Below are 25,354 nucleotides of genomic sequence, written 5' to 3'. Positions count from 1 at the left end.
ATCTTTAGTACCCCTCGCCAGGTCTCAAACGGGCCAGAAGCGGACCTCCCACTCCGGCTCCCGCAAAAAAGTTGAATATCCGGTCTCTCTTTTCGCCGTCTCAGGGCATTGACGATACGCCCATCGTCGGGGCTCGATCGGCGTCGAGCGAGCGGAGGAGACGAGATTGGACCTTTGTCGCGAGGCTCCAACCCAGCCGGTTACCCGACCAAGCTGCTCGCAGCTACCGGACCAATCGACAACTTTCCGGGTAGAATCCTCCTCTACTGATGTTCGCGCCTTCGGGGCGCACGGCCAAGAGCCGACATAGATCGGGAGAACGCGAGAAAGGACGTCGAATCCACCCGTGGCCGGATCAACGACTTATTTCAGGCCCTATGAGCTACTTCACATTCCAATGTCGGAAATGGCGTACGCTCGTTAATGGTTAACCGGACTAGCAGCTCTACCTTGGCTGGTTAGCGTTAGCCTCGACTAGATCATTCATGGAGGAACACATGAAGAGAATTACAGTACGTGTCCACGAGCACCTCAACCTGGAACAAAGTCAGAAAGTCTTGGCGTCGGTGCTGGGAAGGGCCGGGCATCCCACGTGCTACTCGGGTATCAACATCAGTTTTGAGAATGCCGTAAATCCGGCTGACACCATCATGATTGTGGAGAAGGGCAGCCAAAAAGTTATTGAGGTTGGCTAGGGCCATAGATCCCTCCCATGACATTTGAACCACCCCGGCTCGGCCCAGGCGCGATCTATTTGCGTTCGCTTGATGGCTTGTTCCGGTCACACGCCGATCTGATCAAGGTAGCGGAGATCGAGCCACAGAGTCTGTGGACGAAAGGTACTGCGCCCGGCTCGCTGCCGCGAGGCAGCCCGGGAGAGCTGCGCCATCTTCAAGCGCTGCCCCAAACCATTTTGACGCACGGAGTCGGTTGCCCGATCGGCGGAACGATCTGTGATCAAGCACGCCAAGTGCCGCAGTTTCGCGCTTGGACCGAAGCGCTGAATGCTCCGTGGACAAGCGAACATCTCAGCATTTTTCATGTGCGTGGCCCAAGCGGAGAACAGCCCTGCGGCTTCCTCATGCCTCCGCTGCAGACTGAGGCGGGAGTGAGCCTTGCCGCCAGGAACATCACGCGCCGCGCGGCCGCATTGGGAAAGCCGTTTGCATTTGAGACCGGCGTCAATTACTTCGCTCCGCGATCGTGCGAGATGCCGGACGGGGAGTTCTTCAGGGCAGTGGCCGAAGCTGCGGACTGCGGGATCCTGCTCGACCTGACCAACCTATGGGCGAACCATAAGAACGGTCGTGCTGAGATACACGACGTGCTGGTGCGCTTGCCTTTTGAACGCGTGTGGGAGGTGCATCTCGCGGGCTTGGAGTTTGCACACGGCCACTGGCTGGACGCGCATTCGAATGGAATCGACGATGAGTTAGTCGATATTGCATCTGACGTTGTTGCTGACTTGCCTAACCTCGGCGCGATCATCTTCGAAATCGCGCCCGACCGGATTGACCGATTCGGCGAGAGAAATCTGCTTCTGGAGATGGAAAAGGTGCATCTTCTCTGGGACAGGGCTCGAGGTGCGGCCCGATGCACGTCAAACACGAAAGTATCGGCTCGGCAGGCGCTTGCGGAGCCCGCCACGCTCTCGCCGGAAGATTGGGAACGGATGCTCGCGAACCGGATGCTGCAATCGGGAGGCCCGTTGCCTGTGAGTACGGAACAACTGGAACTGAGAAGATCGGATGAGCGGGCGTTTTCGCTTTACCTGCAACTCGTTGCTTCGTTCCGCAGAGGCGCCGTTGCAGAACTGATGGAGAATACGACACGATTACTTCTGCTCGGGATGGGAGAGTCGGAGCTTCGTTGGCTTATGGACCGATATGTCGCAGCGACCCCGCCGGTGGCTTTCCCGACCGATGAAGCTCTGAGTTTCCGGCGGTTCCTTGAAGAAAACCCGCTCGCAATTCCGGGGCTTGAAGACCTCTCGAAATTCGAATCGACACTGATTGCTGCTGCGGCGGACGGTGGGTCGATGCAGGTGGAACTCTCGAAGGATATCGATGCGATGCTCGACGAAATCGCAATGGGAAGATTGCCGGGGCCCTCGACGGACCGTCCCGGCACGGTGCTCGAAATCGCGGTGGACCCGGTGCCGGTCGTGCGAATGATTCACTAAGGAGAAGGTCGTCGCGATTGATGAACTCCACCTGGTGGTCAAGGCCTGGGCGACCATGCAGGAATTATTGCGCAACGCCGAATTGAAACCAGCGGGACATTTCGCCGAACGCCTTCGCTTCACGATTTGGCCCATGGTGCCGATCTCCGCGCCGATGCTGCGATGCCACGCCATTCGAGCAGGTGCTGAACAGCCATTGGTAGCAAAGCTGTTTACGGTGACGGAACGTTCGCGGCGTTGGAAATGCGATATCTTGCGTCAAGGTAGCAGCCTGCGGCCGGCGCGATCCTACGTTCCTGGGAAGAGCCTTGTCGATCGATGGACGCAAATGACGGCTATGGGTCAAAATGCGAAGAACTCAGAGTGAGCAAAGTCAGTCCGCTCTACCCCACCAAGCGGACCTCAATGAAAGGTGTCGCCACTTCGCTGATGGGCCAATAGTCGACATCGGTCGAATTGCGGTCAGCTCAATCTGGCGTCCGCTCAGTTCAATGTTTCCGACAGGACTTTTGCCTTGATCGAGTCGGGTGATCCGTGTGGTTGCTCCACCCAGGTAAAGGCGATATGGGAGCCGCCGGAGTTGTCCACCATCGGCGAGGCAGACATCTGGCCGCCGACATCGGTGGTGCCGACCTGCCTGACGCCACTTAGGGCCAGGAAGTCCGGTGGACCGCCCGCCACCACGACGATGGCGGCCATCACCCTGGTGCCGAACTTGCCCGTCGTAGCCACCGGCTTTTGGGTCCACGTCACGACAGAGCCGCCGTGGGGCAAAGCCTTCACGAGCGGTTCGAAATTGACCATGTCGTCACCGCTAACGGTCACACCGAGGGAAGTACCGTCCCGAACGAACAGCTCTGCCGTGAGCTTTTGCCCCTCAATACTGTTGATACCACCTAGAACGCTTATGAACTCCCTCGGATCTTCGATGTTCCCCCCGAAGGTGGCTGGCGCGATTTCGCCGACGCCAGGGCCCCTCGGTGCGATCTCCGGCCCCGACTTCTTTCCGTCAAAGTTGAACAGCTGAAAGCGGCTGCGGAAGATTCCATTCTCGCCACCCTTCCACGCGATTGCGAAGGTGACGTCGTCTAGCCCGGCCCCGGCAAACGCCACGACGGAGGGAGCGAAATGGGATCCCGAGGAACTGTTGACGGCAATCTCGGGGCCGACCCTTCCACCGTCCTCGCTGTTGAAAATAGCCGCGCGCACTTGAGGATCGGGCAGTGCCGCCACCCAACTGATGACGAAATTCCCATCCAGAGTGGACGCGACCGCAGGCGCTCGCATCCGCGTGAGATCGGCGGCAACATGGTTGTTGCTGACGACACTTTCAGGGCCGGCTTTTCTTCCGTCGAGACCAAACCTCTGGAACACCAGCTTTGCAGGTGGGAACGCGACCCATGCGACGACAAAGCCGCTCCGTATCCGCTCGACCGTGATCAAGCCGAAGATTCCCGGCGTCGTGTTAACCTGAAATTCGGCCCGCTTGTTGCCCGCGAGGTCGAACCTTGCTCCACGCAGGTTCTGGTCGCCAGGTTCGGTCCATACGACGACGAACTCCGACCCGAGCCCCACTACGGCCGGCCGGCCGCTCCCGTGCTTGGTGGTGACGAGGATTTCATCCATTTGCATCTCCATCGGTGGGGGGCCTTGGAGGCCGACATGCCGTCCGCTCACGTCTTTCGGAAATGTATTGGAAATTTAACGGGATCCCCGATTCGTCTGGCGCGGTGCGCGTCGAGGGTGGGCGGGCTTCTTGTCAGGCATGACTAGTCTCCGCTGTAGAGACCGTTACCACGCGCCGAACTCTACGCTGGTGAACTAGTTCACATAACGCGAAAGCGATTCTTGCCGTCTGAATATCCCAAGTGGGCCCGGATCAAAACGTCCAGGACATAAAATGACGCAAGTACAAACCATGGCGCCAATGTCCGTTGTGGGTCAAAAGCAGCAGTGGGCGCCAAGCTGTATCGGCGTCCGGTTTGCCCCTGACAGCCGACATGACACGCGCTCAATTGACCTTCGGCTGAGGGCCATAAGCGAGCGCGGCAAAACATGCCAGCGCATGCTCCGGCAAATGCTATTGGTCCATGCCTGGGCGGGGTTAACGCTGCGCCGGCGAGCCAGAAAGTCCTTGACGCAACAGAACACCACGGATTTGGATCGGTCGGAAGACCTTGATTGGACGATGGACGGAGCCGACCCGTGGGATTTTTGCTGAGAATTATGCTCGTAACCGCTCTCGTGAACCTTGCTCCAGCCGTCGCCCAGGCGCCGAAGAAAGCCGTCGCTTCTCCTGCCTTGCAGAAGGAATTCGATGGCTTCATCGAGAAGTTTCGCGCGGCGCTGAGGACAAACGATTCCGCCGCCGTCGCCGGTATGACACGATTGCCGTTCATGAACGACAGCGCAATTCGCGACGCCGCGCAATTTCGCGCCAAGACCTATCCGACCTCGTTCACGCCGAAAAATCGCGCGTGTGTCCAGCGCGGCAAGGCCGTCTACGATCGCGATCAAGAGAACAATGACAATTACTTCGTCTTCTGCGGCGAGCTCATCTTCGTCTTTACCAAGACGCCGGCGGGGTTCCTTTTTACGGACGTCGGCGCGAATGACTGATCAGGCAACAATGCTATCCACTGCCGTCGGACGTATGATCGGTCGCGTCGCTCAGCGACATATTGGATGCAGCAACCTAGGCGATGGGCCGACTCATCAACGGAAAGACTCGCCGCGAGCAGAACGAGTCGGCTCAGCCCCCCATTAACGGACATGCATACGGACAGCGGCGACTTCGCCTTCGGGGCACACCCGGAAGAACTCGGGCTGAGCATATCAAGTCTGCTTCACCCCCAAGGAGCGGACATCTAGCGGACATCTAGCGGACATGCCGGGTCGACCGCTTGGGGCCACAAGCGGACCATCTGACCCAAATTACGAACAGAAGAAGAGCCCAGCTGTGGTGGGCTGGGCTCTCGTTCAGCGATTGATGGCCGCCTCAACAACCATCTTTACGGCGACATCGGGTTCAGGATCATTTGATTTCCCAGGACGTGTTGTGCGGGATGTCCATCGCAAAATAATCGCCAGAGCCAGCCAGCGCAGGCATAGCTATGCACGCAAATGGTTCGCTTCCGGTGATGCCCTTATACTTACCGGTGCCGCCGGTGATGATATGCGTTCCACAATCCATCTTCGGCTGGGCCTTGTCGAGGTCTCGAGTATCGAAGGTCGAGAAAATCTTGTCGCCGTCGCTGTCGGCGAGCACGCAAGCGCCGTCAATGTATTTCTTGTCTCCGGACGCGACGTTCAGCGCCACGCAGCGTGCTGACATCTTGTCCAGCATCTTCTCTCCCTTCATGTTTTGAGTGGTCCCGACCGCCTCCAGCGTAGTGGCCTTGCCGAGTTCGGCGGTGTCAATGCTCATCAAGGGCCGAAAAATAAAGTGCGTCACATAAGGAGTAGTCCCCTTCTTTTCAATCGGCTCTCCCGCGACAGCCGCGGGGGCAAAGGACACGAGCGCAGCAGCAAAAGCCGCTGCTTTGGTGAGTCTCATCGCTGCGGTGACTGTGGGGACTATGCGCACGTTGATGGAGTTCATGAGTGCCTCCTTAGATCAAGCGGCGGTTCAGGTCTCCGCCGTGAACTGCCGCGAGTTGAAATCGACCTGCGTATGCTTTCTCCTGTCAAATCGAGTTTGCACGCCGGCGCCGAGCGTCAACGTGATCATGCTTTCTTGATGCTTCGCCTTGGACTGACGAAGTATGTGGGGATGGTGGCTCCAATCATCGGTTTTGACCTCAATACAAGGCTCGACCGAACGACCTGGAATATTAGCATAATAGCATGGAACGCGGCGAACGTCAGCGTCATGCCCGGAATACGCAGCGCGCACCGTCAGCTGTCCTGACCGAATGCGCTGCGAAAAATGCAATTCTCCTGTTGTTCGGATGAAGCACGGGGCGCATGGGTGCAGCGACTCTGTGCCGCTCTTCATGCTTTGCGTCGTTCCGCTTGCAACTCAGGAGGTGAGCATTGAGTCACGTCGATTTCCACAGCCACCAATATCCGTAATGTCCGCTTCGGGTCACAAGGGGACGTTCGCTCTGAGCGCGGGAATATCAACTAACGGCCAAGAACGGACATCCCACTTCAAAACCTGCTACTGCAGCGTCCGCTTGAAGAAGGCGACGATGTCGTGATCGAAGCGCTCATGAAACGCAGCGCGGTCGAAGCCCGGCTTGCTTGTGCAGATTGCCGGCATGCGGGTTGCCAGGTCCGCAGAGCACGGCTTCAGAAAGTCGTAGTGCCCGGCGTCAGCCACGACGTGCGTCTCGGGTGGTGTCGGCAACGCGAGCCGAACGGCTTCCGCATAATAGGGGTGTGGTAGCACTTGATCATCCTCGGCCCGCCAGAGCTGTACCGGCTGGAGGACCGCCGCCAGACCGTTGGTCCCGAAGGCAAAACCGAGAGCGGGCGCGGCGGAGACCACCGCCTTGATTCGCGGATCGTGGGTCCAGACGATATCGCTATCCGGCAGCAACGGGTGCTCTTCCATGATCTGACAGTCTTCGAAGGCGGGATGCGCCTTGCAGTGACTCGGAAGGGTCCGAAGGTCCGGCTCGCCGCCGGCGGCCGCCAGCACCGTCAAGCCGCCAGCCGAGAAGCCGAACGCGCCAACGCGATTGGCATCGAGGCGGGCGTGGTCGCTCCACGCGCCCAGCATGTAATCCGTGAGCAGCTTCAATTGCCGTGGCCGTTCCCAGATTGCGGTAGGACGGCTTTGGTCGCGCCAGCTATCGCCATTGTGCGTAAGAGCGGCGACGACGAACCCTGCATTGGCCAGGGCCGTGGCGGTGTCGAGGTGCCCGGCATAGGAGCCTCCGTGACCGTGCGATATGACCACCAGCGGAAGACCGGTGCCCTCAACCGGCGCGTCGCGGGCGACCATCTGTTGATCGGACTCGACCGCCTCCGGCTTCGGGGTCATCGTGGTCGGATACCAGACGCCCACCTCGATAGGTGGGCCTTGCGGATCGTCGATGCTGAAATGCCGGAACCCGACCGCGGCGTCGGCCTGGCCGGCGGTGACTGCGATGAGTACGGCGAAAAAATATGCAATCGTGTAGCGCATGGGAACCTCTCGGCGAGTGGGACGCCAAGGATCCAGCAAACGGCACAGGCCTGCGCCAGCACTTGTTCGCCAACGGGCGAATGGGTTCGCCGGCGGGCAAACCGCCACTATAATGGCCTTATGAGCGAAGCGCGTCGGAGTGACTTTCTGCGGGATTGGGCCGTTGACCTCGCGATCGCGAGCGTCTGCGCCATCTTTTTCGGCCTGATCGGACCGTTTGGTAGCTATCTGAACGGACCGACCTGGCAGCGCGTGGTGTTTCAACTCGCCTGCTTCTTACCCGGAATCCTGCTTTTCGGATCGCTCATCCGGGTGGTGCTGCGGCTCCGCCTGAACCCGGCAATGACCTGGATGTCGATCTTTCTCGGCGTCGTCATCCTGAACGCGCCATTCCAGATCTGGGTCGCGTCGATCGCCGTATCGATATGGCCCTTCCTGAAAATCTTGCGACCGCTCGATTGGTACTTGCAGGGGCTGATCACCGCCTTGCCGATTGTGCTCGGTTTCACCCTTCTTATGCAGGCCCGGTTACATCGCCGGCAACAGGCCAAGGAAGCCGGCGAAGCGCCGCCAACCGCTTTCGGGCTACTCGGTGCGCCACCTTCCGCGGTGCTTTGCCTGCAGATGGAGGACCACTATGTGCGCGTCCATACCGCCGGCAACTCTCGCCTTGTACTGGCAACGCTCAACCAGGCGATGATGGCGCTCGAAAATGCCGATGGCCTGCAGGTACATCGCTCCTGGTGGGTCGCGAGGAAGGCGGTCGTGCGGGCCGTTACCGAGGGTCGCAATCTGCGACTGCAACTCGTCAATGGAATCACGGCCCCGGTCGCCCGGTCAGCCGTCGCCATCGTGCGGGAGGCGGGCTGGTTGACGAACGAGAGCTCGACGGGGGGCCGCAGCCCCGAAACAGAAATATTGCCCCTATGACGGAGGCCATGTCCGTTGTGGGTCAAAAGCTGGCGGTCGGCAGCAGCGTGGCAACGTCGGTTGGGGGCCAATAACGGAAGTGAGCGGCTACACTGCTTGATCGCAGATGCGTGATAGGGCGGGGGCGAGAGTTGCGGTCAGCCACGAGTCCGACCACATTGACGCCGTCGAGCCCGCAGCATGTCCAAAGGTGACGCCGGCGTGAATTTATTTGGCCGAAATCAGGAATTGACATCTCGGCCGTCGCCGTCAGGCGAACGCAGCCCCAACAAATACGGCCTCGCCGGGCTGCTGGCCTCATCCGCCGCGCGAGGTTGGTCAAATCTCACGGCAGAGCTTCGCAGCCACCGCGGTACGGTTGCCTGGAATAACCCCCAGCCTGATGCCGAGATCTGCGTTGATGTGCGCGGTAGTCGGTCCGTTGTCACGCGTCGGCTGGACGGGGCCATCGACTCGACCATCTCCGAACGTGGAACCATCTGGTTTCGTCCGGCCGGCGTGCAGCAAGGCCTGATCGACATGTCCGAGCCGGTGCCCGCGATCTTGCATCTTTACCTACCGACTGGCTTGTTCTTGTCGCATGATCTGGGTGAAGGGTTCGACGCGACGGCGATCGATTCACTCCGCCACAAGGGCGGCTTCCGCGATCCACTGCTTGCCGAGATTGCCTTTGCCATCATGCTCGAACTGGAACACGAGACGTCCGCGGGCAGGCTGCTCGCCGAAACCCTGGCATTCAGTCTGGTGGCAAGATTGATCCAGAACCATGCTGCGCCGCGGTCCGGCCTGGTCATGCCGGCCGCAGGGGAAGGGCTCGACCGACGCAGATTGGCGCGCGTGCTCGACTATATCGAAGCCAATTTGGAGGGCGATCTGACGGTAGCGCGGCTGGCTTCGGTTGCCTGCCTGAGCGAGTTTTATTTCGCGCGCGCGTTCAAGGCCGCCATCGGTAAATCGCCGCATCGGCATGTCAGTGCAAGGCGCCTCGAACGCGCCAAGGACCTGCTCTGCGATGCGGACCGGGCCTTGGTCGATATCGCCCTCGGGCTCAGGTTTTCGTGCCAGGCCAATTTCACCCGCGCATTCCGGCGAGCCACGGGCCAGACGCCGGCGCAATATCGGCGAAACCGGCTGGCTTGACTTTGTTACCGATGTAACGATCTGCATCCACCGACGGCAGGAAATGACAATAGCTGAGCAGGCGATGCAAAGCGGCATTGCCTCGATCAGGGTAACTGTTCGCCCATCCATGCACTTTGCGTGAAGGAGAAGCGAATATGACGTCCGAACGGAAGGTTGCCATCATCACCGGAGCATCGCGCGGCATTGGCGCAGGATTGCTCGAGGCCTACCGGGATATCGGCTACCACGTCGTTGCCAGTTCTCGTTCGATCGGCAGGAGCGACGATCCGTCGATGCTCGCGGTCGATGGCGATATCGCCAGCGCAAAGACGGCCGATCGCATCGTGGAACTGGCCATCGAGCGCTTCGGGCGGATCGATACGCTCATCAACAATGCCGGCCTGTTCATTGCGAAGCCCTTTACCGATTATTCTGAGGCCGACTTCGCCAAGATGGTCGGTGTCAATCTCGCGGGCTTTTTTTATCTGACGCAGCGGGTGGCGGCGAGGATGCTGCTCGCGGGCTCGGGTCACATCGTCAATATCACGGCCACGATCGCCGAGCAGCCGATGGCGTCCCTGGCGGCGGCGCTCGCGGCGCTAACCAAAGGCGGGCTCAACGCGATCACCCGCTCGCTCGCGATCGAGTACGCAAGCCGGAATATCCGTGTGAATGCCATATCGCCTGGCGCGATCGCGACCTCAATGCATGCGCCGGAGGCGCATGGCTTCCTCGCAAGTCTTCAGCCGATGGGCCGCATGGGCGAGATACAGGAGGTCGTCGACGCCGTGATGTATCTTGAGCGAGCGGCTTTCGTCACCGGCGAGATCATGCATGTCGATGGCGGCGCGTCCGCCGGCCGCTGGTAGGAGGTGTGCGATGTGGTCTAACCGACGTCTTGTTGAATTGTTCAAGATCGAGCATCCGATTGTGCTGGCACCAATGGCCGGATTGGGCACGGTAGACCTTGCAGCCGCGGTCTCGAATGCCGGCGGCATTGGCTCGATCGGCTGCGCTGTCTTGACGCCTGAGCTCATTGCAAAGACCGTTGCCGAGCTACGGCGACTGACGAAGAAACCAATCAATCTCAACTTCTTCTGCCACGATGCGGCAAAGGTGGACGCCGCTCGCGAGCGTGCCTGGCATGAGAAGCTTTCGTCGTATTATCGCGAACTGGGCATCGCCCCCGCAACGGTTACACCGCGCCTCGATCTCGCTCCGTTCGGCGATGCCGCGTCCGCCGTAGTCGAACAGGTCCGGCCGGAGGTGGTAAGCTTTCATTTCGGTTTGCCCGAGCCCGGATTGGTCGATCGGGTCAAGGCAGCCGGCTGCAAGGTGATCTCATCGGCGACGACAGTCGACGAAGCATGCTGGCTCGAAAAGCATGGTGCCGATGCGATCATCGCTCAGGGGTACGAAGCCGGAGGACATCGAGGCTCATTCCTCGATTCTAACAGCGAGCGCGCGATCGCCTCACAGGCCGGCACGTTCGCCCTTGTGCCACAAGTCGCTGACGCCGTCAGCGTGCCCGTGATCGCAGCCGGCGGGATCGGGGATGGGCGAGGGATCGCAGCGGCGTTCGCACTCGGTGCCGCCGGCGTGCAGGTGGGAACCGCCTTTCTGCTTTGCGCCGAGTCGGCAACGCCCCCACTCCATCGCGAGGCCCTGCGAAATGCGCGGTTGAACCAGACTGTCGTGACAAACGTGTTCTCCGGGCGACCGGCGAGGGTTCTGGTCAATCGCCTTGCCGCCGAGATCGGTCCCTGGTCGGACGCGGCACCGGACTTTCCGCTGCCCATGGGCGAAGTGTCGCCGCTGCGTGCTGTGGCTGAGCAGAATGGAAGCTCCGATTTCACGCCACTCTGGTCAGGTCAGGCGGCGGCGCTTGCCCGCGAGATACCCGCCAAAATGTTGATGGACGTCCTCGTGCGGGAAGCCACCAAGTCTGGAGGCAGCTGATGTCCGGCTTGGGATACCAACCAAAGTCCGAATTGGGTCGAAGTCCGGCGTGGTTCGCTGCGGATCGGCGCGCCGGGTTTACCCTGCGAAGCTGACCTGTCGTTGAGGAGCGCTGTCGGCAGGGATGGACCATCAGCAGACATTGCGGCTGACTTTCGCGCCACCGTTCAAACGCCCGGCCGGTCTGCTTTGGGCGCGCGCTAGACGCGCGTGCGCGGTAGCGAGGTCGAGCCGAACCGATTGTCGCCAGGCCGTCCGGGAAATGCACTCAGGATTGCCGCCAATAAAAGATAAGGAAGCCAATACGGAATGCTGAGCGCGTCGACGAGGAGAGGAATTGCGAGGATTGTGAGCGCCCACCAACCCGAGATGTTGAAGTCATGTAGTCGCTTCACAAGGATTGCAGCGAGCGGCCAGAGCGAGATAAAGAGGACAGCCGGGACGATGGGCCAGTCGAGCGGAGGGTTGACGCTATAGTATTGGGGTCCTGAATCAGTGAGCTTCCTCGCGATGCGCACGACGAGCATGTCGACTAGCACAAGTCCCAAAAGTCCCAATCGAAATTCCTGCGGACCGATGCGGCCTTTCATGGATAAGAAATACCAAATGAAAGCTGAATGCATGCGCCTCCGAGATCATCCTGTCCGATAGCTGTAGTGCAACGCTTAAGCAGCATAGGCTATACAGCCCAACACTATCCCAATAGATAACCTAAAATTGTGCGCACGGGCGGACAATCGCCGACAGTCACAATAGGATCAGGCCAGCAGCGTTGCATAGGACGCGAGAGGGCGATGCCCCCCGGTCGGCGCTGGGCTGATCTGTGCTAGGCTTCTTCAACACATGGTTGGTTTTGGCGGAGGCGATTGTGAGGCGACGTGAGTTCATCGCGCTCCTCGGCGGCGCGGCGGCAATCCGACCACTCGGCGCGCATGCGGAGCGTCCGCGAGAGCGCATCCTCTATTTCACATACTCCGCCGGCTACCGGCATGATGTCATACCGCTTTCTAAGGTTATCCTGACCCAGCTCGGAAGCCATTCGGGTGTTTTTGAAGTCACTGCAACGGAAGACACGTCCGAATTTTCTACCGAAAACCTCGAGCGCTACGCAGCGGTGATGTTCTATACGTCAGGAGAACTTCCGATGAGCGACGCGCAAAAGAGAGCTCTTCTCGACTTTGTGCGCTCGGGCCGCGGGTTCCTCGGCGTTCATTCGGCGACGGACACATTCTACACTTGGCCGGACTATCTAGATCTGGTCGGCGGCTACTTTAATGGTCATCCTTGGCATCAGGCCGTGAAGATCGAGGTGGTTGATCCCGGCGATCCCCTGGTGGCATTTCTTGGGAATGCGTTGCAAGTCGAGGACGAGATCTACCAAATCAGCGACTTCGACTATCGTGGTTCACGCGTGCTCCTGCGCCTCGACCCAAGCTCGGTGGACCTTGGCAAGACCGGCGTACATCAACGATTTTATGGCTGGCCTCTCACCTGGACCCGATTCTATGGCGAGGGACGAGTATTTTATTCGGCGCTAGGCCACGAGCCGTCAGTTTGGCGGGACGCCCGCTACCAGCGAATTCTCACGAACGCTATCCTGTGGTCTATGCGAAGGTCGCCCTGGTAGACGCCGCGGCACTTCGCATTTGCGCCACCGCCGGATTCGTTGGCTGGTGTCCATGCCTGAGGTTCGGACCGTCTTGGTCTGCGACTTCCGCTCCGGGTCAAAATGCGAAGAACTCAGAGTGAGCCTTGATGATCCTGACATCGCAGCCCTGCATGGCCGCCGTCAGCCCAACGCCTCCATCCAGCCGGCGACGGCCCGTCCGATCTCGTCCGGCGAATCTTCCTGGACAAAATGGAGTCCCGAGATCGTCACCTCGGTCTGTGCCGGGAGGCTGCGGGCCAAATCGAGAACCGGGCCATGGGCGAGGATCCCACCGGGCTCCGCCCTCAGGAACAACTTGGGTATATGGCTCGTCTTAAGCCAGTCGGCGTAGGCGGTCACGATCGCAGTCACGTCGGCGGGCTCGCCCTCGATGGGGATTTGCCTGGGCCACGTCAGCGTCGGACGCCGGCCCTCGCCGGGCTCGGCGAAGGGCCGTCGGTACTCCGCCATATCCTCGTCGGACATTTTGCGAAGGATGGCTCCCGGCAGGATCTTCTCGATGAAGAAATTGTCTCGCAAGACCATTTCCTCGCCTTTCTCGGAACGCAGCCCTTGCAAGGCGTGACGCATTTCGAACTTGTCCCAGTGGTCCCAGTATTGCGGCCCCATGATCGCCTCCATGTACGCGATACCCTTCACTGCCTCGCGGTGGCGGTTGGCCCAGTCGAAGCCGAGCGCCGAACCCCAGTCATGGATGACGAGGGTGACCCGTTCGCGCACGTCCAGGGACTCGAGCAGGGCGTCGAGATAGCGGCGGTGCTCGACGAAGCGATACGAGTTGGGACCGCTGTCAGGCAGCTTGTCGGAATCGCCCATGCCGATCAGGTCGGGGGCGATGCAGCGACCCAGCGGCTTCAGGTGCGGCAACACATTGCGCCAGAGATACGACGAAGTGGGATTGCCGTGCAGCAGTACGATGGGGTCGCCCTTTCCCACCTCCACATACGCCATCTCGCGGCCGAGGACCCGCCGCCGCTGCTTCTTATAGGGAAATGCCGCAGAGATCATGTTCGCTCTCCCGTTTACATTTGGGCGCAGCGACACCGCGAAGCCTGCGCAACAGCGCGCCGCTGGGCTCGAGAGTGATCTTACTAGGGCCTTGCATCAATCGCTTGCCCGCCATTGATGCTGTTATGCTAATCTTGCTCAGAAGATCACCCAAGCAGATGCTGGGTATCAAGCCATTGATATGCCGCGCGTTAAGCGGATAGTTCGACGGCGCTTGCCCACTGCCCAGATCAACGTTTAAGCTGCTTTCCTGGAGCGGTTCCCTGATCTGATGCTGAGAGTTTCTTAGGATTACTCAACCGACGGGGCAGGCCGTGATGGTGGAGCAAGGCCTACGAGCCGTCTATGAGTCGAACGGGTGGGAGATCGATCTTACCCAGCGTGAGCTGCGGTCCCGAGGTGTTTCCGTTCCGATCGGGAACCGCGCATTCGAGATTCTGGAGATTCTGGTTCAGTCGGGTGGCGAGCTTGTCACCAAGCGCGATCTTATAGATCGGGTGTGGCCGGTTGCGACGGTCGAAGAAAACACGCTCCAGATTCATATATCCGCCATTCGCAAGGCGCTTGGCGCCGATCGCGAGTTGTTGCAGACGGTGTCCGGCCGCGGCTATCACCTGCGCGGCATCTGGACCATGCGGCCAGCAACCGGACCGGGACATCCACTCTACCTAAAGGAAAGTGCGTCGGCGCAGCCATTAGCGTCGACCAACCTGCCGCAGCCGGTTTCAGCGTTGATCGGCCGCACCGCCGAGGTCGAGGAAATCTCGAAGCTTGTCCGTGCCGGCCGGCTCGTCACCCTGACCGGGGCGGGGGGCATCGGCAAGACACGGCTCGCGCTCGCGGTCGCCCGTGAACTGCTGCCGCATTTTCCAGAGGGCGTGTGGCTGGCCGAGTTCTCGCCGCTCGCTGATCCCAGTCTGGTTCCCATAGCGCTCGCTGCCGCGATCGGACTCAAGTTCGGCGGAGGTGAAATTTCGACGCAGCGCGTGGCGCTGGCACTGGCAGCGCGGCGCTTGTTGGTGGTGTTGGACACCTGCGAGCATGTGATCGACGCCGCGGCGAGGATGGCTGAGGGCGTGCTGCGAGCCGGATCCTCGGCTCAGATCATCGCAACCAGCCGCGAGCCGCTCCGGGCCGAGGGGGAGCAGGTCTACTGGGTGCAGCCACTCTCGATTCCGACGGAGGACGCGGACGATCTCCTGGAATACGGCGCCGTCAGACTATTCATCGAACGTGCACGAGCAACCGAGGCAGGGGCGGTTCTGGATGGCTATCAGGCAAAGACGATCGCGGCGATCTGCCGGCGTCTTGATGGCATACCGCTCGCGATTGAAATGGCGGCGGCACGTGTCACGGCACTCGGTGTCGAAGAACTCGCCGCTCACCTTGACGATCGCTTTCAGCTGCTGACCGGAGGGCGGACGGCGCTGCCGCGGCACCAAACTCTGCGGGCGACCTTCGATTGGAGCTACGAGCTACTGACTGAGCCTGAGTTGGTGCTCCTCCGCCGGCTCGCGGTCTTCGCCGGTGCCATCGACCTGGAGGCGATCTGCGCGGTGGTAACGGGCGCCGGGATCGCTTTGCCGGACGTGGTCGATGGAATTTCCAGCCTGGTTTCGAAGTCGCTGGTTGTGGCGGAAATCGATGCCACCACGGCGCGCTACCGCTTATTGGATACGACCCATACGTATGCCCTCGAAAAGCTCGGCGAGAGCGGGGAGCGGGAACGGCTCGCACGTCGCCATGCCGAATATTACCGGGACTTGTTCGAGCGGGCTGAAGCGGAGCTGGAGATGCGCCCCACGGTCGACTGGATGGGCGACTATGGACGGCACATCGACAACCTGCGCGCGGCGCTGGGTTGGGCCTTTTCACCCAGCGGTGACGTGCAGATTGGCGCGGGGCTGACCGCGGCCGCAGTGCCCCTATGCGTCCATTCGTCGTTGCTGGAGGAATGCCGCGGCCGCGTGGAGCGGGCGATCGCCGCCCTTGGGGCTGCCGTCAATGGCGACGCGCGCCTCGAGATGAAGCTGCATACCGCGCTCGGTACGACCCTGATATTTGTCACCGACGCGAAAATTCCCGCGCTCGGCGAAGCCTGGACAAAGGCGCTGGAGCTTGCAGAGAGGCTTGACGATGTCGAGCACCAATTGCGGTCGCTGCTAGGCCTGTGGTTCTTTCACCGGGTTGCCGGCCGCCTTCGCGCCTCCTTGACCGCCGCGCAACGATTCAGCGCCCTTGCGGCAAGCCGGTCAAATTCCAACGATCGGCTGATCGGTGAGCGATTGATCGGCATCTCGCAGCAATGCCTCGGCGATCAAGCGAGCGCGCGGTATCACCTCGAACGCATGCTCGCGCACTATGTTCCTCCAGTCCAAAAGTCGCGGATCAGCCGTTTCCGGAGCAACCAGCGGGTGACCGCCGGCGCCTTTCTGGGCCGGACCCTATGGCTGCAGGGATTTCCGGATCGCGCAATGCACGTCACCGAAACATACCTGCATGAGGCATCTGCCAGCAGACACGTCAACTCGGTGTGCTACATCGTCGCCAACGCAGCATGCCCGATCGCGCTGTGGAGCGGCCATATGGATGTCGCAGACCATTACGTGGCAAGGCTGATCGACCTTTCGACCAGGCATTCGCTGATGCGCTATGTTGCCTTTGCCCGCAGCCATCAAGGACTGCTTGCGATCAAGCGCGGAGATACCCCCGGCGGATTGCCGCTGCTGCGGTCAGGCATCGACGAACTCGGCGACGAAGTCAACGCATCGCATCGCTATTTCCTGTTCGTTGGTGAGATGGCGGAAGGCTTGGGGCGCGTCGGGCAAGTGGGCGAAGGACTTTCGGTGGTACACGATGCGATCGCGCGCGCAGAGGAGACCGAAGAACGCTTGAGCATCGCCGAGCTGCTGCGCATCAAGGGCGAACTGCTGCTGTTGCAAGGTGCACCCGGCGCTGCGGCAACGGCCGAGGATCAGTTTTTCCGGGCGATGAAGTGGGCGAGCCTGCAGGGCGCTCTGTCCTGGGAACTACGCGCCGCCACAAGCTTGGGACAGTTGTTTCGCGATCAGGACCGACCGGCTGAAGCGAAGGCGCTGCTGCAACCGATTTACGACCGGTTTACCGAAGGTCTCGACACCGCCGACCTTAAGCGAGCAAAAGGTCTCTTGCGTGATCTCAGTTAAGCCAATCTCCGTTCTTAGCGAGGCTCTGATGTTTGGGGGAAGTTTTGCTTGCGCAATTGAGGAGGCAAGTACCTCAGCTTCCCGGGCGCTGTATTGGTCTCGCTGGTAGGGAATCCCGCGAGGTGCCGTTGCCCGTTCATACAGCTTGCTGAAACGCCCCCGTTGAATGGCGCGCGAAACGGAGGAAGAACCTCTGCACTGCCTGATCCGCTTTGGTTCGGGCTGCGACCAATGCATCAGGACCAAGGGCCGATCCTTCGACGGAGAAGAACGTCAAATCATGCAGCCCGATAGTACCGAGGATAGCTTTTAGATACGGCGTGAGAAAATCGGGCTGATGCGCGCGATCGCCGGAAAATCGTCCGCCCGAGGACACTGAGACAAAAACCGGGCGGTCGCGCAACGCCCCCAGTTTTCCTTGGGCAGTCACGTCGAACGTTCGACGGACTCGAACGACGTGATCTATCCACGCTTTGAGAGCGGCAGGCACGGTGAAGTTGTGCATCGGAGTTGCGATGACGACGAAGTCCGCGCTCTCCAGTTCCTGGATCAGTTCTTCGGACCGGGACATGGAACCCTCGACAAACATTTCCAGGTACGATCGCTCGGTCGCGCCAAGAGCAGTTGCGTAGCTTTCATCGATATCGGGGACGCCGCTGATCGGTCGGATTATGACGGTTGCCGTCGGCTCGCTATCCAGCAAGTAGCCGACGACTTTCTGAGATAGCCTGTAACTCTCCGAGGCTTGCCCGCGGGGGCTGCAAGTCAAATGCAGTATTTTCGTCATCTGCTTTCCAATCGCTGCTGTCCGAACTCTGATCATCAGCAAAGAGCAATTTCGGCCTGCATCCAAGGACCATGAATGAGCTTTGCGACTGGTCCATGATTTGCCGGCGCAGGCTCGACCGCTGCAGCGTGCGAGGAGTGGAGACCAATCCGAACCGTTATGGCATAGTGGGTTTTTTGTTCATCGAAAGATCGGATCGGGCCATGCCTGCCGCGAATCCCCGAAAGCTCCCGCCGCTTGATCCGAAGGCGGCAGCACCGTTCTACCGGCAGATTTACGATCGGTTTCGCGACGCTATCGCCACTGGAATGTTGAAGCCTGGTGACCGCATTCCGTCGGCACGGGCGTTGACCAAGGAATTGGGGCTGGCCAGAGGTACCATCGACACGGCTTATTCCTTGCTGGCCGCTGAAGGGTATGTCGAGGCGCGCGGGCAGGCAGGAACCATTGTAAGCCCAGACCTTACGCCGCGAATATCCATTGCGAACCCGACGCCGCGAGCGGATCCCCGGATGGATGCAGTCAGTTTTCGTCCGGATTCCATCCTGCCATTCCAGATGGGTTTGCCCGCCCTGGATGCGTTTCCCCGGAAGATCTGGGCGCGCCTTGGCGCGCGTAGTGCGCGGGCCATGCAGCCTTCCGATATGATCCATCCCCCTGTGTCCGGCTTGCCTTCGCTGCGTGCTGAAATCGCGAGATATCTCCAGGTCTCGCGTGGGATCAACTGCTCGCCGTCTCAGGTGTTCGTTACCTCGGGATACCGCCAAACCGTGGAACTGATCGGTCATGCCCTGCTGAAGGCGGGCGATCGCGTCTGGCTCGAAGACCCGGGATATCCGCCCACGCGAGAAATTTTCGAATATATGCAGATCGAAGGCATCTCGGTGCCGGTCGATGCGGAAGGCATGGTCGTTTCCGATGCCGTCAAGTTCGCGCCCCGGGCGCGCGCAGCGGTGGTCACGCCTGCGCATCAGAGCCCGCTCTGCATGTCCCTGTCGTTACCCCGGCGTCTGGCGTTGTTGGACTGGGCCGCGCGAAACAAGGCATGGATCATCGAAGACGACTACGATGGCGAATACCGCTATGTCAGCCGCCCCCTCCCTGCATTGAAAAGCCTCGATCGTGACGGGCGGGTGCTCTATGCGGGTACCTTCAGCAAGGTACTTTTTCCAGGCATGCGGCTGGCCTATCTCGTCGTGCCGGAAGCGCAGGTCGAGCGGTTTGAGGAGGTCACCGAAAGCCTTTCAACCGGCTCTCCGGGGCTTACGCAAACCATCGTCACTTCATTCATCGCCGAAGGACATTTTGCGCGCCATATCCAGCGGATGCGGAGGCTCTATGCCGAGCGCCGCGCGGCAACCGCGGCAGGGCTGGAAAGCGTGCTGGGAAAAAATGTGCGAATAGATCTACAGCCGGGGGGCATGCACCTGATCTTGCGTCTGCGAGGCAACCGTTCAGATCGCCGGCTCGCTGCGAGCATGCGGGAACAAGGCCTGTACGCGGAGGCACTTACGGATTGGACGAGGCGCAATGATGGGGCTTCCGCCCTTCTTTTGAACTTCACGAATATCGCCTCGCGGCGCATGGCCGAAAATTTCGGACGGCGCATCTTGGGATTGATGTGACTGAAGTTCGAGCGTGATCTGCTGGATTATGGAAATCATGGCCCAGCTACAAACGCCTATCATGGTCCTTCTTGAATAGGCCAAGATGCGAAACGATGGAATCCTTCAACCAGATGAGGATTCGATCATGAACAAGCGCATCGATTACGCCAAGGCTTCACCGGAAGGCTTCAAGGCTTTTGGAGGGGTCTACGTCTATCTTCAAAAAAGCGGCCTTTCAAAGCAACTTGTCGATCTCGTGTATCTGCGGGTTTCGCAGATCAACGGCTGTGCCTACTGCATCGATATGCACTCCCGCGACCTGCTCAAGTCTGGTGTCGCCGCGGACAAGCTCGTGCTGGTGCCTGTGTGGCGAGACGCGGGGGAAGTCTTTAGTGAGCGCGAACGCTCTGCGCTGGCCTGGACCGAAACTGTGACGAGGGTGGCCGAAACCGGCGTTCCCGATGCCGACTACGAGGCCGCCGCCGGCGAATTCAGCGACAAGGAACTCGCTGACCTCACCTATGCCATCGGCTTGATGAGCGCGTTCAATCGATTGGGAATTTCGTTCCGCTCGATTCCCGCTGCCGCCAGTAAGGCTTGAGGCGCCCATCAGCAAGCATGTCGCGCATGGAATCCTCCATGCGCGTCCAGCCCCTCACAAGCGGCCCGGCCGTAACGCCCGGTGACCAGCGAATGGATTGACCCACATGGCATGGATGATATTGGCCTCCGCCGGCCTTCTCGAGATCGGATTCGCCTTCGGCATGAAGTGGTCCGCAGGCTTCACGCTGCTGATACCCGCGCTGTTTACGGCTGCCACCGGTTTGTCGAGTATCTTTCTTCTCTCGCTGGCGCTCCGCACACTTCCCGTAGGAACGGGGTACGCGGTCTGGACCGGTATCGGTGCCGCGGGTACCGCCGTTCTGGGTATCGCAGTGCTGGGCGACTCTGCGTCGCCGGCGCGGATACTTTGCATTGCTTTGATTGTGGCCGGCGTGATTGGACTAAAGCTTGTCTCTGCAAACTGAGGATGCCACTGACGCTTGGGTGCCCGTTTCGGCCTGACCGTTTGATGCTAAGGCGGATCCGGCGACCACCAACGCAGGGCGGCCCAGGTCAGAACATTCATGGCGTTCTCCTTCTGCAGCCGGAGATGGCGCAATCTTGCCGGCGGTCCGCCAGCGGCCTGCCCACCGGGCGCCGGACGAGTGCGCCGCGATTCACTCCGACTTGGGCGGTTATTCCGGCACGACCAGAGCCTTGTTCGTGCGCAGCGCGCTCATCACCTTCGGATCGAGTTTGAGATGGGCTTGCACCAGTCCCGGCGGTGTTGCCGCCATCCAGGTATCGAGAGAGAAGTCGATAAAGCGGTCACTCTTGAACGTCTCGAGAAATCGAAAGTTGGTCGAGCCGGTATTCTCGAGATAGTGGCCCATCGCCACCGGGACGTAACCAACGTCACCGGCCTGCAGATCAAATGTGCGCGCCTGCCCCTGGCCGGCAAACACACCCATGCGCGCCTGTCCCTCGATGACGTAGAGCCACTCGTCTCCGTTAGGGTGCCAGTGCACCTCGCGCAATCCGCCAGGTTCGAGTTCAACCAGGGCCGCTGCGGTCGTGGTGCTGATTGGAAACAAACGGGAATCGGTGATCCGCACCGTTCCGCCCTTCGTCTTGATGGGCACCTGCTCCATCATCCGCCACGTGTAGCTCGTCTCCGACGCCTTTGCGCCCGATATGGCTTCCGATCCGAGCGGCCCCGGCAACGGAGCCAGGAAAATATAGCGCTCGCTTTCATCGGGGGTGTGGCCGAACAGCGAGGCAGGCACTCCGAAATTCTTGCCCAGCACATCGGTCGGTATGCGCTTGAACCAGTCGTTGAGCAGGAAGGTGTTGTCTTCGTCGAAATCGCCATCGTCGAACACGAGAAGAAATTCGCAGCCGTCGGGGCCGAGGCCCTGGATCGAGTGCGGGGTTCCGCCCGGGAAGAACCAGAGATCTCCGACGCCGACGTCATCGACGAAATAGCGTCCCTCGGAATCGACGGCCGTCACGCGAGCCGTGCCATAGAGCATGTAGGCCCATTCTGACGCCTTATGCCAATGCAGCTCACGCACACCGCCCGCGTTCAGGCGCATATTTACGCCGGCCATGGACTTGGCAATGCCTAGCTCACGCTGCGTGACCTGGCGGGTCCAGCCGCCCGGCTCAAGCCGCATATGGGCGTCCGAGAACGAGAAGCGCAGGTTCGGCAAGGTACCATGATCAGTCGACGGCGGAACCAGCAGATCCGGGTTCTGCCGATCCCGCATGAGATTGCGCGGACCGGGATCGGTGCCGCCGTGACCCGGTCGCTGTGGCTGAGGAATCGCGCCGTCCGCGGTTTGCGCGTGCGCCAGCCCAACGCTCGTTAGCAGACCTCCGGTAGCGGTCGCTGCCAACATATGGCGACGAGAAATGGAATCCATGCGCGATTCTCCCATGATTCCAGGCTACAATGCTTCTGCGCACGACACCTGCGCCTGACGTCTCCGAGCGTCGTCCGTTGGAAGCGGTTCACACTATCAAAGCAGTACACTTCGATATTTCTCGTTAGCACGAGTTCCGGCGGCTTCCGGCAGGGCGAGCGCCAACATTGGCGCTGTCCGCCTCGATGTTTCGATAGCCGTATCGGTTTTCGAACCAGGCCGTGAACCCATACCCCCGCTGCGATCGACGAAAGACCCGCGATCACGATGCGGTGCTCTATGCTCGTACGGATGCCATCCACGATGCCTTTGGCGGACAGTTGGCTGCCTTCACTAAGGACGGCGAGGACAACAAAACGCTGTTCGCTAAGACCGGAAAATTGCCGATGCCGGTCTTGGCTATCGGTGGCGATCACTCCGTCGGCACATTGATGAACTCCGACTTGGCCGATGTCGCGAGCGCCGCCAAGAATGCTGTCATAACCAATGCGGGCTTTTTGCCTAATTGTCTCCGGAACTGCTTGAGGTCAGCTTTGGGTTAAAAGAAGTCCTCGGCTGAACCGATCGGGCAGGTCAGCTATGGGCCAGAAGCGGACGACGAGACCGAGCGTCTTGGCATCCCCAAGGCCAACGATAAGCTCGAACTTCTCCGGTGGCTGCGTCCATCTGGGCTTGCCTTACGAACCCACTGACTACACGCTACCCAAATGAGCAGATTCCACGCCCGAGGTAAGGTCATGATCGGCGCCACGGCACTCCGTGCGCTTGTGCTGACTGCAGCTTTTTTCGCGGCGTTGTCGCCGGCCACCTGCCTTGGCGAAAACAGCAACCGCTTGCCGGCCAAGGCTACAAAGGAGCTACCACCCGAGTTGCTCTCGCTGCTCCGACAAAAGAAGATGCCAAAATACTCGCCTATCCTTGTGCGCGTCTTCAAGCAAGAGGCGGAGCTCGAAGTCTGGAAACAGGACACCACCGGCCTCTTCAAAATCCTCAAGGTGTACCCGATCTGTCGGTGGTCGGGGGATCTCGGGCCGAAACTGAAGGAGGGTGACCGTCAGGCTCCAGAGGGGTTCTATACGATTACTCCCGAGCTGATGAATCCCAACTCCGATTACCATCTCGCGATCAACGTCGGCTTTCCCAACAGCTTCGACAAGGCAAACAATCGCGACGGCAGCTTACTCATGATCCATGGCGACTGCTCATCGAGCGGTTGCTATGCCATGACCGACGAACAGATAAGCGAGATCTATTCGCTAGCGCGGGACTCCCTCGGCGGCCGACCGTCCTTTCAGGTCCAGGCTTATCCATTCCGCCTGACGCCGGCAAACCTGGCGCAGCATCGAAATAGCCCGAACCTCTCCTTCTGGAAAATGCTCAAAGTCGGCAACGATCACTTCGAGAGGACGCATCTCGAACCTAAGGTGGACGTGTGCAATCGACGCTATGTGTTCGATGCGCAAGCTCCACCAAATTCGCCGTATCCTCTCGTGTTCAGTCCCACCGATAAATGCCCCGCGTTTGTCGTGGATTCCAAAATTGCGCGGCGGGCGCTTGAGAAGCAACGTACCGACGAACTCGAATTCGCGCGATTGCTCAATGACAACGTGCCGGCAGCCCCGATCTATAGCGGACTGGACGGCGGAATGAACGAGGCTTTTCTTGCAAAGTATCTGGTCAGAGTGACGCTTGCGAAAGTGATGCCGTATGCATCTTATCTGCCGCAACTGCCGCCAATCCCCTGGGTCACCAACGATGGTTCGTTGACGAGTAGATGGTTTGGCACCTCGTTCTCGAAACCGATTGCATGTGATCTGGCTCGTTCCAGCTTCCTGTCGACCGTCGTGGAAGGAGACGACGGGTGCTAGAGCGCCCGGTCTACTTCAGGCTTGCATCCAGAGTCAGCTGCCGGGTCACTGCCAGACCTCGCCAATGCTTTCTCAAGGTCTGAATACGCCCGGAAGCGGAGTGCGATGAAGCGCTGCGCGAGTCGGCTCGGGATAGGTGTGGACCCATGCGTCTCAGCTAAGAGCGAGTTATTCGATCAACTCGTCGGCGCGGGTGAGCAATTTCGGTGGGACGCCTTCGCGCAAATTAAGATTACGAAGTGCACTAGCGCGTTAACTGCTTTCCATCCCGCTGCCACTGCGAGGTTAAGGCGGCCACTCGGCGAATGCTCGGGTGCAGGTCTGCTATGGGTCATTCGCGTCATTTTTGGCCTGTTTGCCGGATGTCTGCTTCTCCCCTGACAGCAGCGGAATAGCACACATCCACCAACCGCTGCTTGGGGCCAATAGGCGACATCGCCGATCAGCCTTTTGCATTCAATGACCTCGTCGTTTCCATCAACACCTGACTGGCAGGTGAGCTTAACCATCCAGAATCGGTCAAGTGCATTGCCCCTTCGGTGCAAACTGTCTTCTGGCGAGAGATGGGCGTCAACGGTAACATTGCGCACACTGTTGGAGCGGGGAGAGACGAATGATCTCTGCTTGTTGGCTTGCCGTTTGGATCGCGTGCTTCGGCTTAGGAATGGCCGTGGTCTTCCGGACAGGGCTTGGTATTGAACGTTGGTCTCCCGCTCTCGGCTTGGCCTATCTCGTAATCATTGGCCCTTCAGTTCCAATCGTAGCTTGGTTGGCCGCGGATCAGATCGTAACTGTAGAGCAGGCCAGTTGCGCGGAGTTGGACCCAGCAGCGGATCGGCTGAACGGCATGTCGCCATCCGAATTCCGCGTGCGCTGTATCGCAACCCAAGACAATTCGGGTTGGCTTGCTCGTCGCAGAACATGAAAGCTCTGGAGACAAATCATGCCGGAAGCGCTTGAAGTCGAGATATCTGCCTTCTTCAACAAATACATGGAGACATTCACCACCTGGGATGGTGATCAAATCGCCAAACTCTACTGCGCTCCCTGCATCACCATGCGGGGTGACGGGTCGATACATTGTTTTCAGTCACGTGACGAGATTGCGCGGTTTTTCCAAGGAGTGGCCGACACCTACCGACGCGAAGGGGCCGAAAGTGGAACTCTGCACGATGTAGTGGCTGTTCCTATAGGCGAACGCAGTGCTCTCGGAACTGTAACGTGGAAAAACCTCCGACCGGATGGAAGCGTCACAAGGCAATGGCGGCAGTCGTACAACCTTGTTCGCTCCCCCGACGGCTGGCGCATCCTTGCTACGACATTTCACCTAAGCGGGGTACCGAGCTAGTGATTTCCGCTTTGGGTCAAAAGCTGCGGTCAGCCCAACCATCGTGTGACGTCCGCTTTCCCGTAGACAGCCGACATCGCGACGCCT

The 25,354-nt window shown here is 59.9% G+C and carries 24 protein-coding genes; 16 read left to right on the top strand and 8 right to left on the bottom strand.

Going from position 1 to position 25,354, the window contains the following annotated elements; genetic code table 11:
- The first annotated feature begins 497 nt into the window (after positions 1-497).
- The 3 genes from AB7290_RS28450 to AB7290_RS28440 are packed head-to-tail and all read left to right on the top strand — an operon-like array spanning position 498 to position 2,549.
- Positions 498-695, top strand: a complete 198-nt coding sequence (locus AB7290_RS28450; RefSeq protein ID WP_135217343.1) for a hypothetical protein — start codon at positions 498-500, stop codon at positions 693-695.
- 17 nt (positions 696-712) lie between these two features.
- Positions 713-2,182: a DUF692 domain-containing protein gene (locus AB7290_RS28445; RefSeq protein WP_085401704.1), complete on the top strand. Its 1,470-nt coding sequence runs from the start codon at positions 713-715 to the stop codon at positions 2,180-2,182.
- Positions 2,183-2,216: 34 nt separating this feature from the next.
- Positions 2,217-2,549 carry a hypothetical protein gene (locus AB7290_RS28440; protein ID WP_144030760.1) on the top strand — a complete coding sequence of 111 codons (333 nt, stop codon included), beginning with the start codon at positions 2,217-2,219 and terminating at the stop codon, positions 2,547-2,549.
- A 116-nt stretch (positions 2,550-2,665) separates the two neighbouring features.
- Here the strand turns inward: AB7290_RS28440 and AB7290_RS28435 are convergent, their stop codons facing one another.
- Positions 2,666-3,808 carry a hypothetical protein gene (locus AB7290_RS28435; protein WP_144030759.1) on the bottom strand — a complete coding sequence of 381 codons (1,143 nt, stop codon included), beginning with the start codon at positions 3,806-3,808 and terminating at the stop codon, positions 2,666-2,668.
- A 579-nt stretch (positions 3,809-4,387) separates the two neighbouring features.
- Here AB7290_RS28435 and AB7290_RS28430 point away from each other — a divergent pair.
- Positions 4,388-4,801, top strand: a complete 414-nt coding sequence (locus tag AB7290_RS28430) for a hypothetical protein (RefSeq protein WP_245328455.1) — start codon at positions 4,388-4,390, stop codon at positions 4,799-4,801.
- A gap of 415 nt (positions 4,802-5,216) precedes the next feature.
- Here the strand turns inward: AB7290_RS28430 and AB7290_RS28425 are convergent, their stop codons facing one another.
- From AB7290_RS28425 to AB7290_RS28415, 3 genes are all read right to left on the bottom strand, one after another.
- Positions 5,217-5,783, bottom strand: a complete 567-nt coding sequence (locus tag AB7290_RS28425) for a hypothetical protein (protein ID WP_085401701.1) — start codon at positions 5,781-5,783, stop codon at positions 5,217-5,219.
- Positions 5,784-5,810: 27 nt separating this feature from the next.
- Positions 5,811-6,179, bottom strand: a complete 369-nt coding sequence (locus AB7290_RS28420; RefSeq protein ID WP_201266186.1) for a hypothetical protein — start codon at positions 6,177-6,179, stop codon at positions 5,811-5,813.
- 165 nt (positions 6,180-6,344) lie between these two features.
- Complete coding sequence (locus tag AB7290_RS28415; protein ID WP_085401700.1) at positions 6,345-7,316, bottom strand: alpha/beta hydrolase family protein; 972 nt, start codon at positions 7,314-7,316, stop codon at positions 6,345-6,347.
- Between the two features lie 120 nt (positions 7,317-7,436).
- Here AB7290_RS28415 and AB7290_RS28410 point away from each other — a divergent pair, with 120 nt between their 5' ends.
- The 4 genes from AB7290_RS28410 to AB7290_RS28395 all read left to right on the top strand — a co-directional run bounded on the left by AB7290_RS28410 (position 7,437) and on the right by AB7290_RS28395 (position 11,327).
- Positions 7,437-8,246, top strand: coding sequence for a LytTR family DNA-binding domain-containing protein (locus tag AB7290_RS28410; protein ID WP_161495844.1), 810 nt, complete (start codon positions 7,437-7,439; stop codon positions 8,244-8,246).
- A 180-nt stretch (positions 8,247-8,426) separates the two neighbouring features.
- Positions 8,427-9,386 (top strand): helix-turn-helix domain-containing protein, encoded by a 960-nt coding sequence (locus AB7290_RS28405; RefSeq protein ID WP_245344104.1) that lies wholly within the window; start codon positions 8,427-8,429, stop codon positions 9,384-9,386.
- A 137-nt stretch (positions 9,387-9,523) separates the two neighbouring features.
- Complete coding sequence (locus tag AB7290_RS28400; protein ID WP_085401699.1) at positions 9,524-10,237, top strand: SDR family NAD(P)-dependent oxidoreductase; 714 nt, start codon at positions 9,524-9,526, stop codon at positions 10,235-10,237.
- A gap of 10 nt (positions 10,238-10,247) precedes the next feature.
- Positions 10,248-11,327 carry an NAD(P)H-dependent flavin oxidoreductase gene (locus tag AB7290_RS28395; protein ID WP_085401769.1) on the top strand — a complete coding sequence of 360 codons (1,080 nt, stop codon included), beginning with the start codon at positions 10,248-10,250 and terminating at the stop codon, positions 11,325-11,327.
- Between the two features lie 200 nt (positions 11,328-11,527).
- On the opposite strand, the gene AB7290_RS28390 is transcribed toward AB7290_RS28395, so the two are convergent.
- The gene (locus AB7290_RS28390) at positions 11,528-11,950 is read right to left on the bottom strand and encodes a DUF805 domain-containing protein (protein ID WP_085401698.1); all 423 of its coding nucleotides are present in this window, start codon (positions 11,948-11,950) and stop codon (positions 11,528-11,530) included.
- Between the two features lie 200 nt (positions 11,951-12,150).
- Here AB7290_RS28390 and AB7290_RS28385 point away from each other — a divergent pair, with 200 nt between their 5' ends.
- On the top strand, positions 12,151-12,954 hold the full coding sequence (locus tag AB7290_RS28385; protein ID WP_244623528.1) for a ThuA domain-containing protein: 804 nt from the start codon (positions 12,151-12,153) through the stop codon (positions 12,952-12,954).
- A gap of 162 nt (positions 12,955-13,116) precedes the next feature.
- Here AB7290_RS28385 and AB7290_RS28380 read toward each other — a convergent pair whose 3' ends face one another.
- On the bottom strand, positions 13,117-14,004 hold the full coding sequence (locus AB7290_RS28380) for a haloalkane dehalogenase (protein ID WP_085401697.1): 888 nt from the start codon (positions 14,002-14,004) through the stop codon (positions 13,117-13,119).
- Between the two features lie 317 nt (positions 14,005-14,321).
- Here AB7290_RS28380 and AB7290_RS28375 point away from each other — a divergent pair, with 317 nt between their 5' ends.
- The gene (locus AB7290_RS28375; protein ID WP_135217211.1) at positions 14,322-17,189 is read left to right on the top strand and encodes an ATP-binding protein; all 2,868 of its coding nucleotides are present in this window, start codon (positions 14,322-14,324) and stop codon (positions 17,187-17,189) included.
- A gap of 136 nt (positions 17,190-17,325) precedes the next feature.
- Here AB7290_RS28375 and AB7290_RS28370 read toward each other — a convergent pair whose 3' ends face one another.
- Positions 17,326-17,976 (bottom strand): FMN-dependent NADH-azoreductase, encoded by a 651-nt coding sequence (locus AB7290_RS28370; RefSeq protein WP_085401767.1) that lies wholly within the window; start codon positions 17,974-17,976, stop codon positions 17,326-17,328.
- Positions 17,977-18,179: 203 nt separating this feature from the next.
- Here AB7290_RS28370 and pdxR point away from each other — a divergent pair, with 203 nt between their 5' ends.
- From pdxR to AB7290_RS28355, 3 genes are all read left to right on the top strand, one after another.
- Complete coding sequence (gene pdxR, locus AB7290_RS28365) at positions 18,180-19,601, top strand: MocR-like pyridoxine biosynthesis transcription factor PdxR (protein WP_085401766.1); 1,422 nt, start codon at positions 18,180-18,182, stop codon at positions 19,599-19,601.
- Between the two features lie 127 nt (positions 19,602-19,728).
- A complete protein-coding gene (locus AB7290_RS28360) occupies positions 19,729-20,184 on the top strand; it encodes a carboxymuconolactone decarboxylase family protein (protein ID WP_063984223.1) in 456 nt (151 codons plus the stop codon).
- A gap of 106 nt (positions 20,185-20,290) precedes the next feature.
- The gene (locus tag AB7290_RS28355) at positions 20,291-20,611 is read left to right on the top strand and encodes a DMT family transporter (RefSeq protein ID WP_085401694.1); all 321 of its coding nucleotides are present in this window, start codon (positions 20,291-20,293) and stop codon (positions 20,609-20,611) included.
- A gap of 210 nt (positions 20,612-20,821) precedes the next feature.
- Here the strand turns inward: AB7290_RS28355 and AB7290_RS28350 are convergent, their stop codons facing one another.
- Positions 20,822-22,051, bottom strand: a complete 1,230-nt coding sequence (locus AB7290_RS28350; RefSeq protein ID WP_071915263.1) for a cupin domain-containing protein — start codon at positions 22,049-22,051, stop codon at positions 20,822-20,824.
- A 221-nt stretch (positions 22,052-22,272) separates the two neighbouring features.
- Here AB7290_RS28350 and AB7290_RS28345 point away from each other — a divergent pair, with 221 nt between their 5' ends.
- The 3 genes from AB7290_RS28345 to AB7290_RS28335 all read left to right on the top strand — a co-directional run bounded on the left by AB7290_RS28345 (position 22,273) and on the right by AB7290_RS28335 (position 25,267).
- A complete protein-coding gene (locus AB7290_RS28345) occupies positions 22,273-22,593 on the top strand; it encodes a hypothetical protein (protein WP_144030758.1) in 321 nt (106 codons plus the stop codon).
- Positions 22,594-22,788: 195 nt separating this feature from the next.
- Entirely contained in the window at positions 22,789-23,919 is a 1,131-nt protein-coding gene (locus AB7290_RS28340; protein WP_354133603.1) for a murein L,D-transpeptidase family protein, read from the top strand.
- A 943-nt stretch (positions 23,920-24,862) separates the two neighbouring features.
- Positions 24,863-25,267: a nuclear transport factor 2 family protein gene (locus AB7290_RS28335; RefSeq protein ID WP_085398148.1), complete on the top strand. Its 405-nt coding sequence runs from the start codon at positions 24,863-24,865 to the stop codon at positions 25,265-25,267.
- Positions 25,268-25,354: the final 87 nt, after the last annotated feature.

It is taken from the genome of Bradyrhizobium sp. 613_E4_N2_2 (assembly GCF_052075995.1).
Taxonomy (GTDB): Bacteria; Pseudomonadota; Alphaproteobacteria; order Rhizobiales; family Xanthobacteraceae; genus Bradyrhizobium; species Bradyrhizobium barranii.
The sequence above is the reverse complement of the archived record's forward strand: the minus strand, read 5'-3'. Positions and strand labels throughout refer to the sequence as shown.

Bases quoted from the DNA above. Each gene is read 5' to 3' on its own strand.
- AB7290_RS28450 (WP_135217343.1), top strand. From the start codon at position 498: ATGAAGAGAATTACAGTACGTGTCCACGAGCACCTCAACCTGGAACAA.
- AB7290_RS28445 (WP_085401704.1), top strand. From the start codon at position 713: ATGACATTTGAACCACCCCGGCTCGGCCCAGGCGCGATCTATTTGCGT.
- AB7290_RS28435 (WP_144030759.1), bottom strand. From the start codon at position 3,808: ATGGATGAAATCCTCGTCACCACCAAGCACGGGAGCGGCCGGCCGGCC.
- AB7290_RS28425 (WP_085401701.1), bottom strand. From the start codon at position 5,783: ATGAACTCCATCAACGTGCGCATAGTCCCCACAGTCACCGCAGCGATG.
- AB7290_RS28420 (WP_201266186.1), bottom strand. From the start codon at position 6,179: ATGAAGAGCGGCACAGAGTCGCTGCACCCATGCGCCCCGTGCTTCATC.
- AB7290_RS28415 (WP_085401700.1), bottom strand. From the start codon at position 7,316: ATGCGCTACACGATTGCATATTTTTTCGCCGTACTCATCGCAGTCACC.
- AB7290_RS28410 (WP_161495844.1), top strand. From the start codon at position 7,437: ATGAGCGAAGCGCGTCGGAGTGACTTTCTGCGGGATTGGGCCGTTGAC.
- AB7290_RS28405 (WP_245344104.1), top strand. From the start codon at position 8,427: ATGTCCAAAGGTGACGCCGGCGTGAATTTATTTGGCCGAAATCAGGAA.
- AB7290_RS28400 (WP_085401699.1), top strand. From the start codon at position 9,524: ATGACGTCCGAACGGAAGGTTGCCATCATCACCGGAGCATCGCGCGGC.
- AB7290_RS28395 (WP_085401769.1), top strand. From the start codon at position 10,248: ATGTGGTCTAACCGACGTCTTGTTGAATTGTTCAAGATCGAGCATCCG.
- AB7290_RS28390 (WP_085401698.1), bottom strand. From the start codon at position 11,950: ATGCATTCAGCTTTCATTTGGTATTTCTTATCCATGAAAGGCCGCATC.
- AB7290_RS28380 (WP_085401697.1), bottom strand. From the start codon at position 14,004: ATGATCTCTGCGGCATTTCCCTATAAGAAGCAGCGGCGGCGGGTCCTC.
- AB7290_RS28375 (WP_135217211.1), top strand. From the start codon at position 14,322: ATGGTGGAGCAAGGCCTACGAGCCGTCTATGAGTCGAACGGGTGGGAG.
- AB7290_RS28370 (WP_085401767.1), bottom strand. From the start codon at position 17,976: ATGACGAAAATACTGCATTTGACTTGCAGCCCCCGCGGGCAAGCCTCG.
- pdxR (WP_085401766.1), top strand. From the start codon at position 18,180: ATGCCTGCCGCGAATCCCCGAAAGCTCCCGCCGCTTGATCCGAAGGCG.
- AB7290_RS28360 (WP_063984223.1), top strand. From the start codon at position 19,729: ATGAACAAGCGCATCGATTACGCCAAGGCTTCACCGGAAGGCTTCAAG.
- AB7290_RS28355 (WP_085401694.1), top strand. From the start codon at position 20,291: ATGGCATGGATGATATTGGCCTCCGCCGGCCTTCTCGAGATCGGATTC.
- AB7290_RS28350 (WP_071915263.1), bottom strand. From the start codon at position 22,051: ATGGATTCCATTTCTCGTCGCCATATGTTGGCAGCGACCGCTACCGGA.
- AB7290_RS28340 (WP_354133603.1), top strand. From the start codon at position 22,789: ATGATCGGCGCCACGGCACTCCGTGCGCTTGTGCTGACTGCAGCTTTT.
- AB7290_RS28335 (WP_085398148.1), top strand. From the start codon at position 24,863: ATGCCGGAAGCGCTTGAAGTCGAGATATCTGCCTTCTTCAACAAATAC.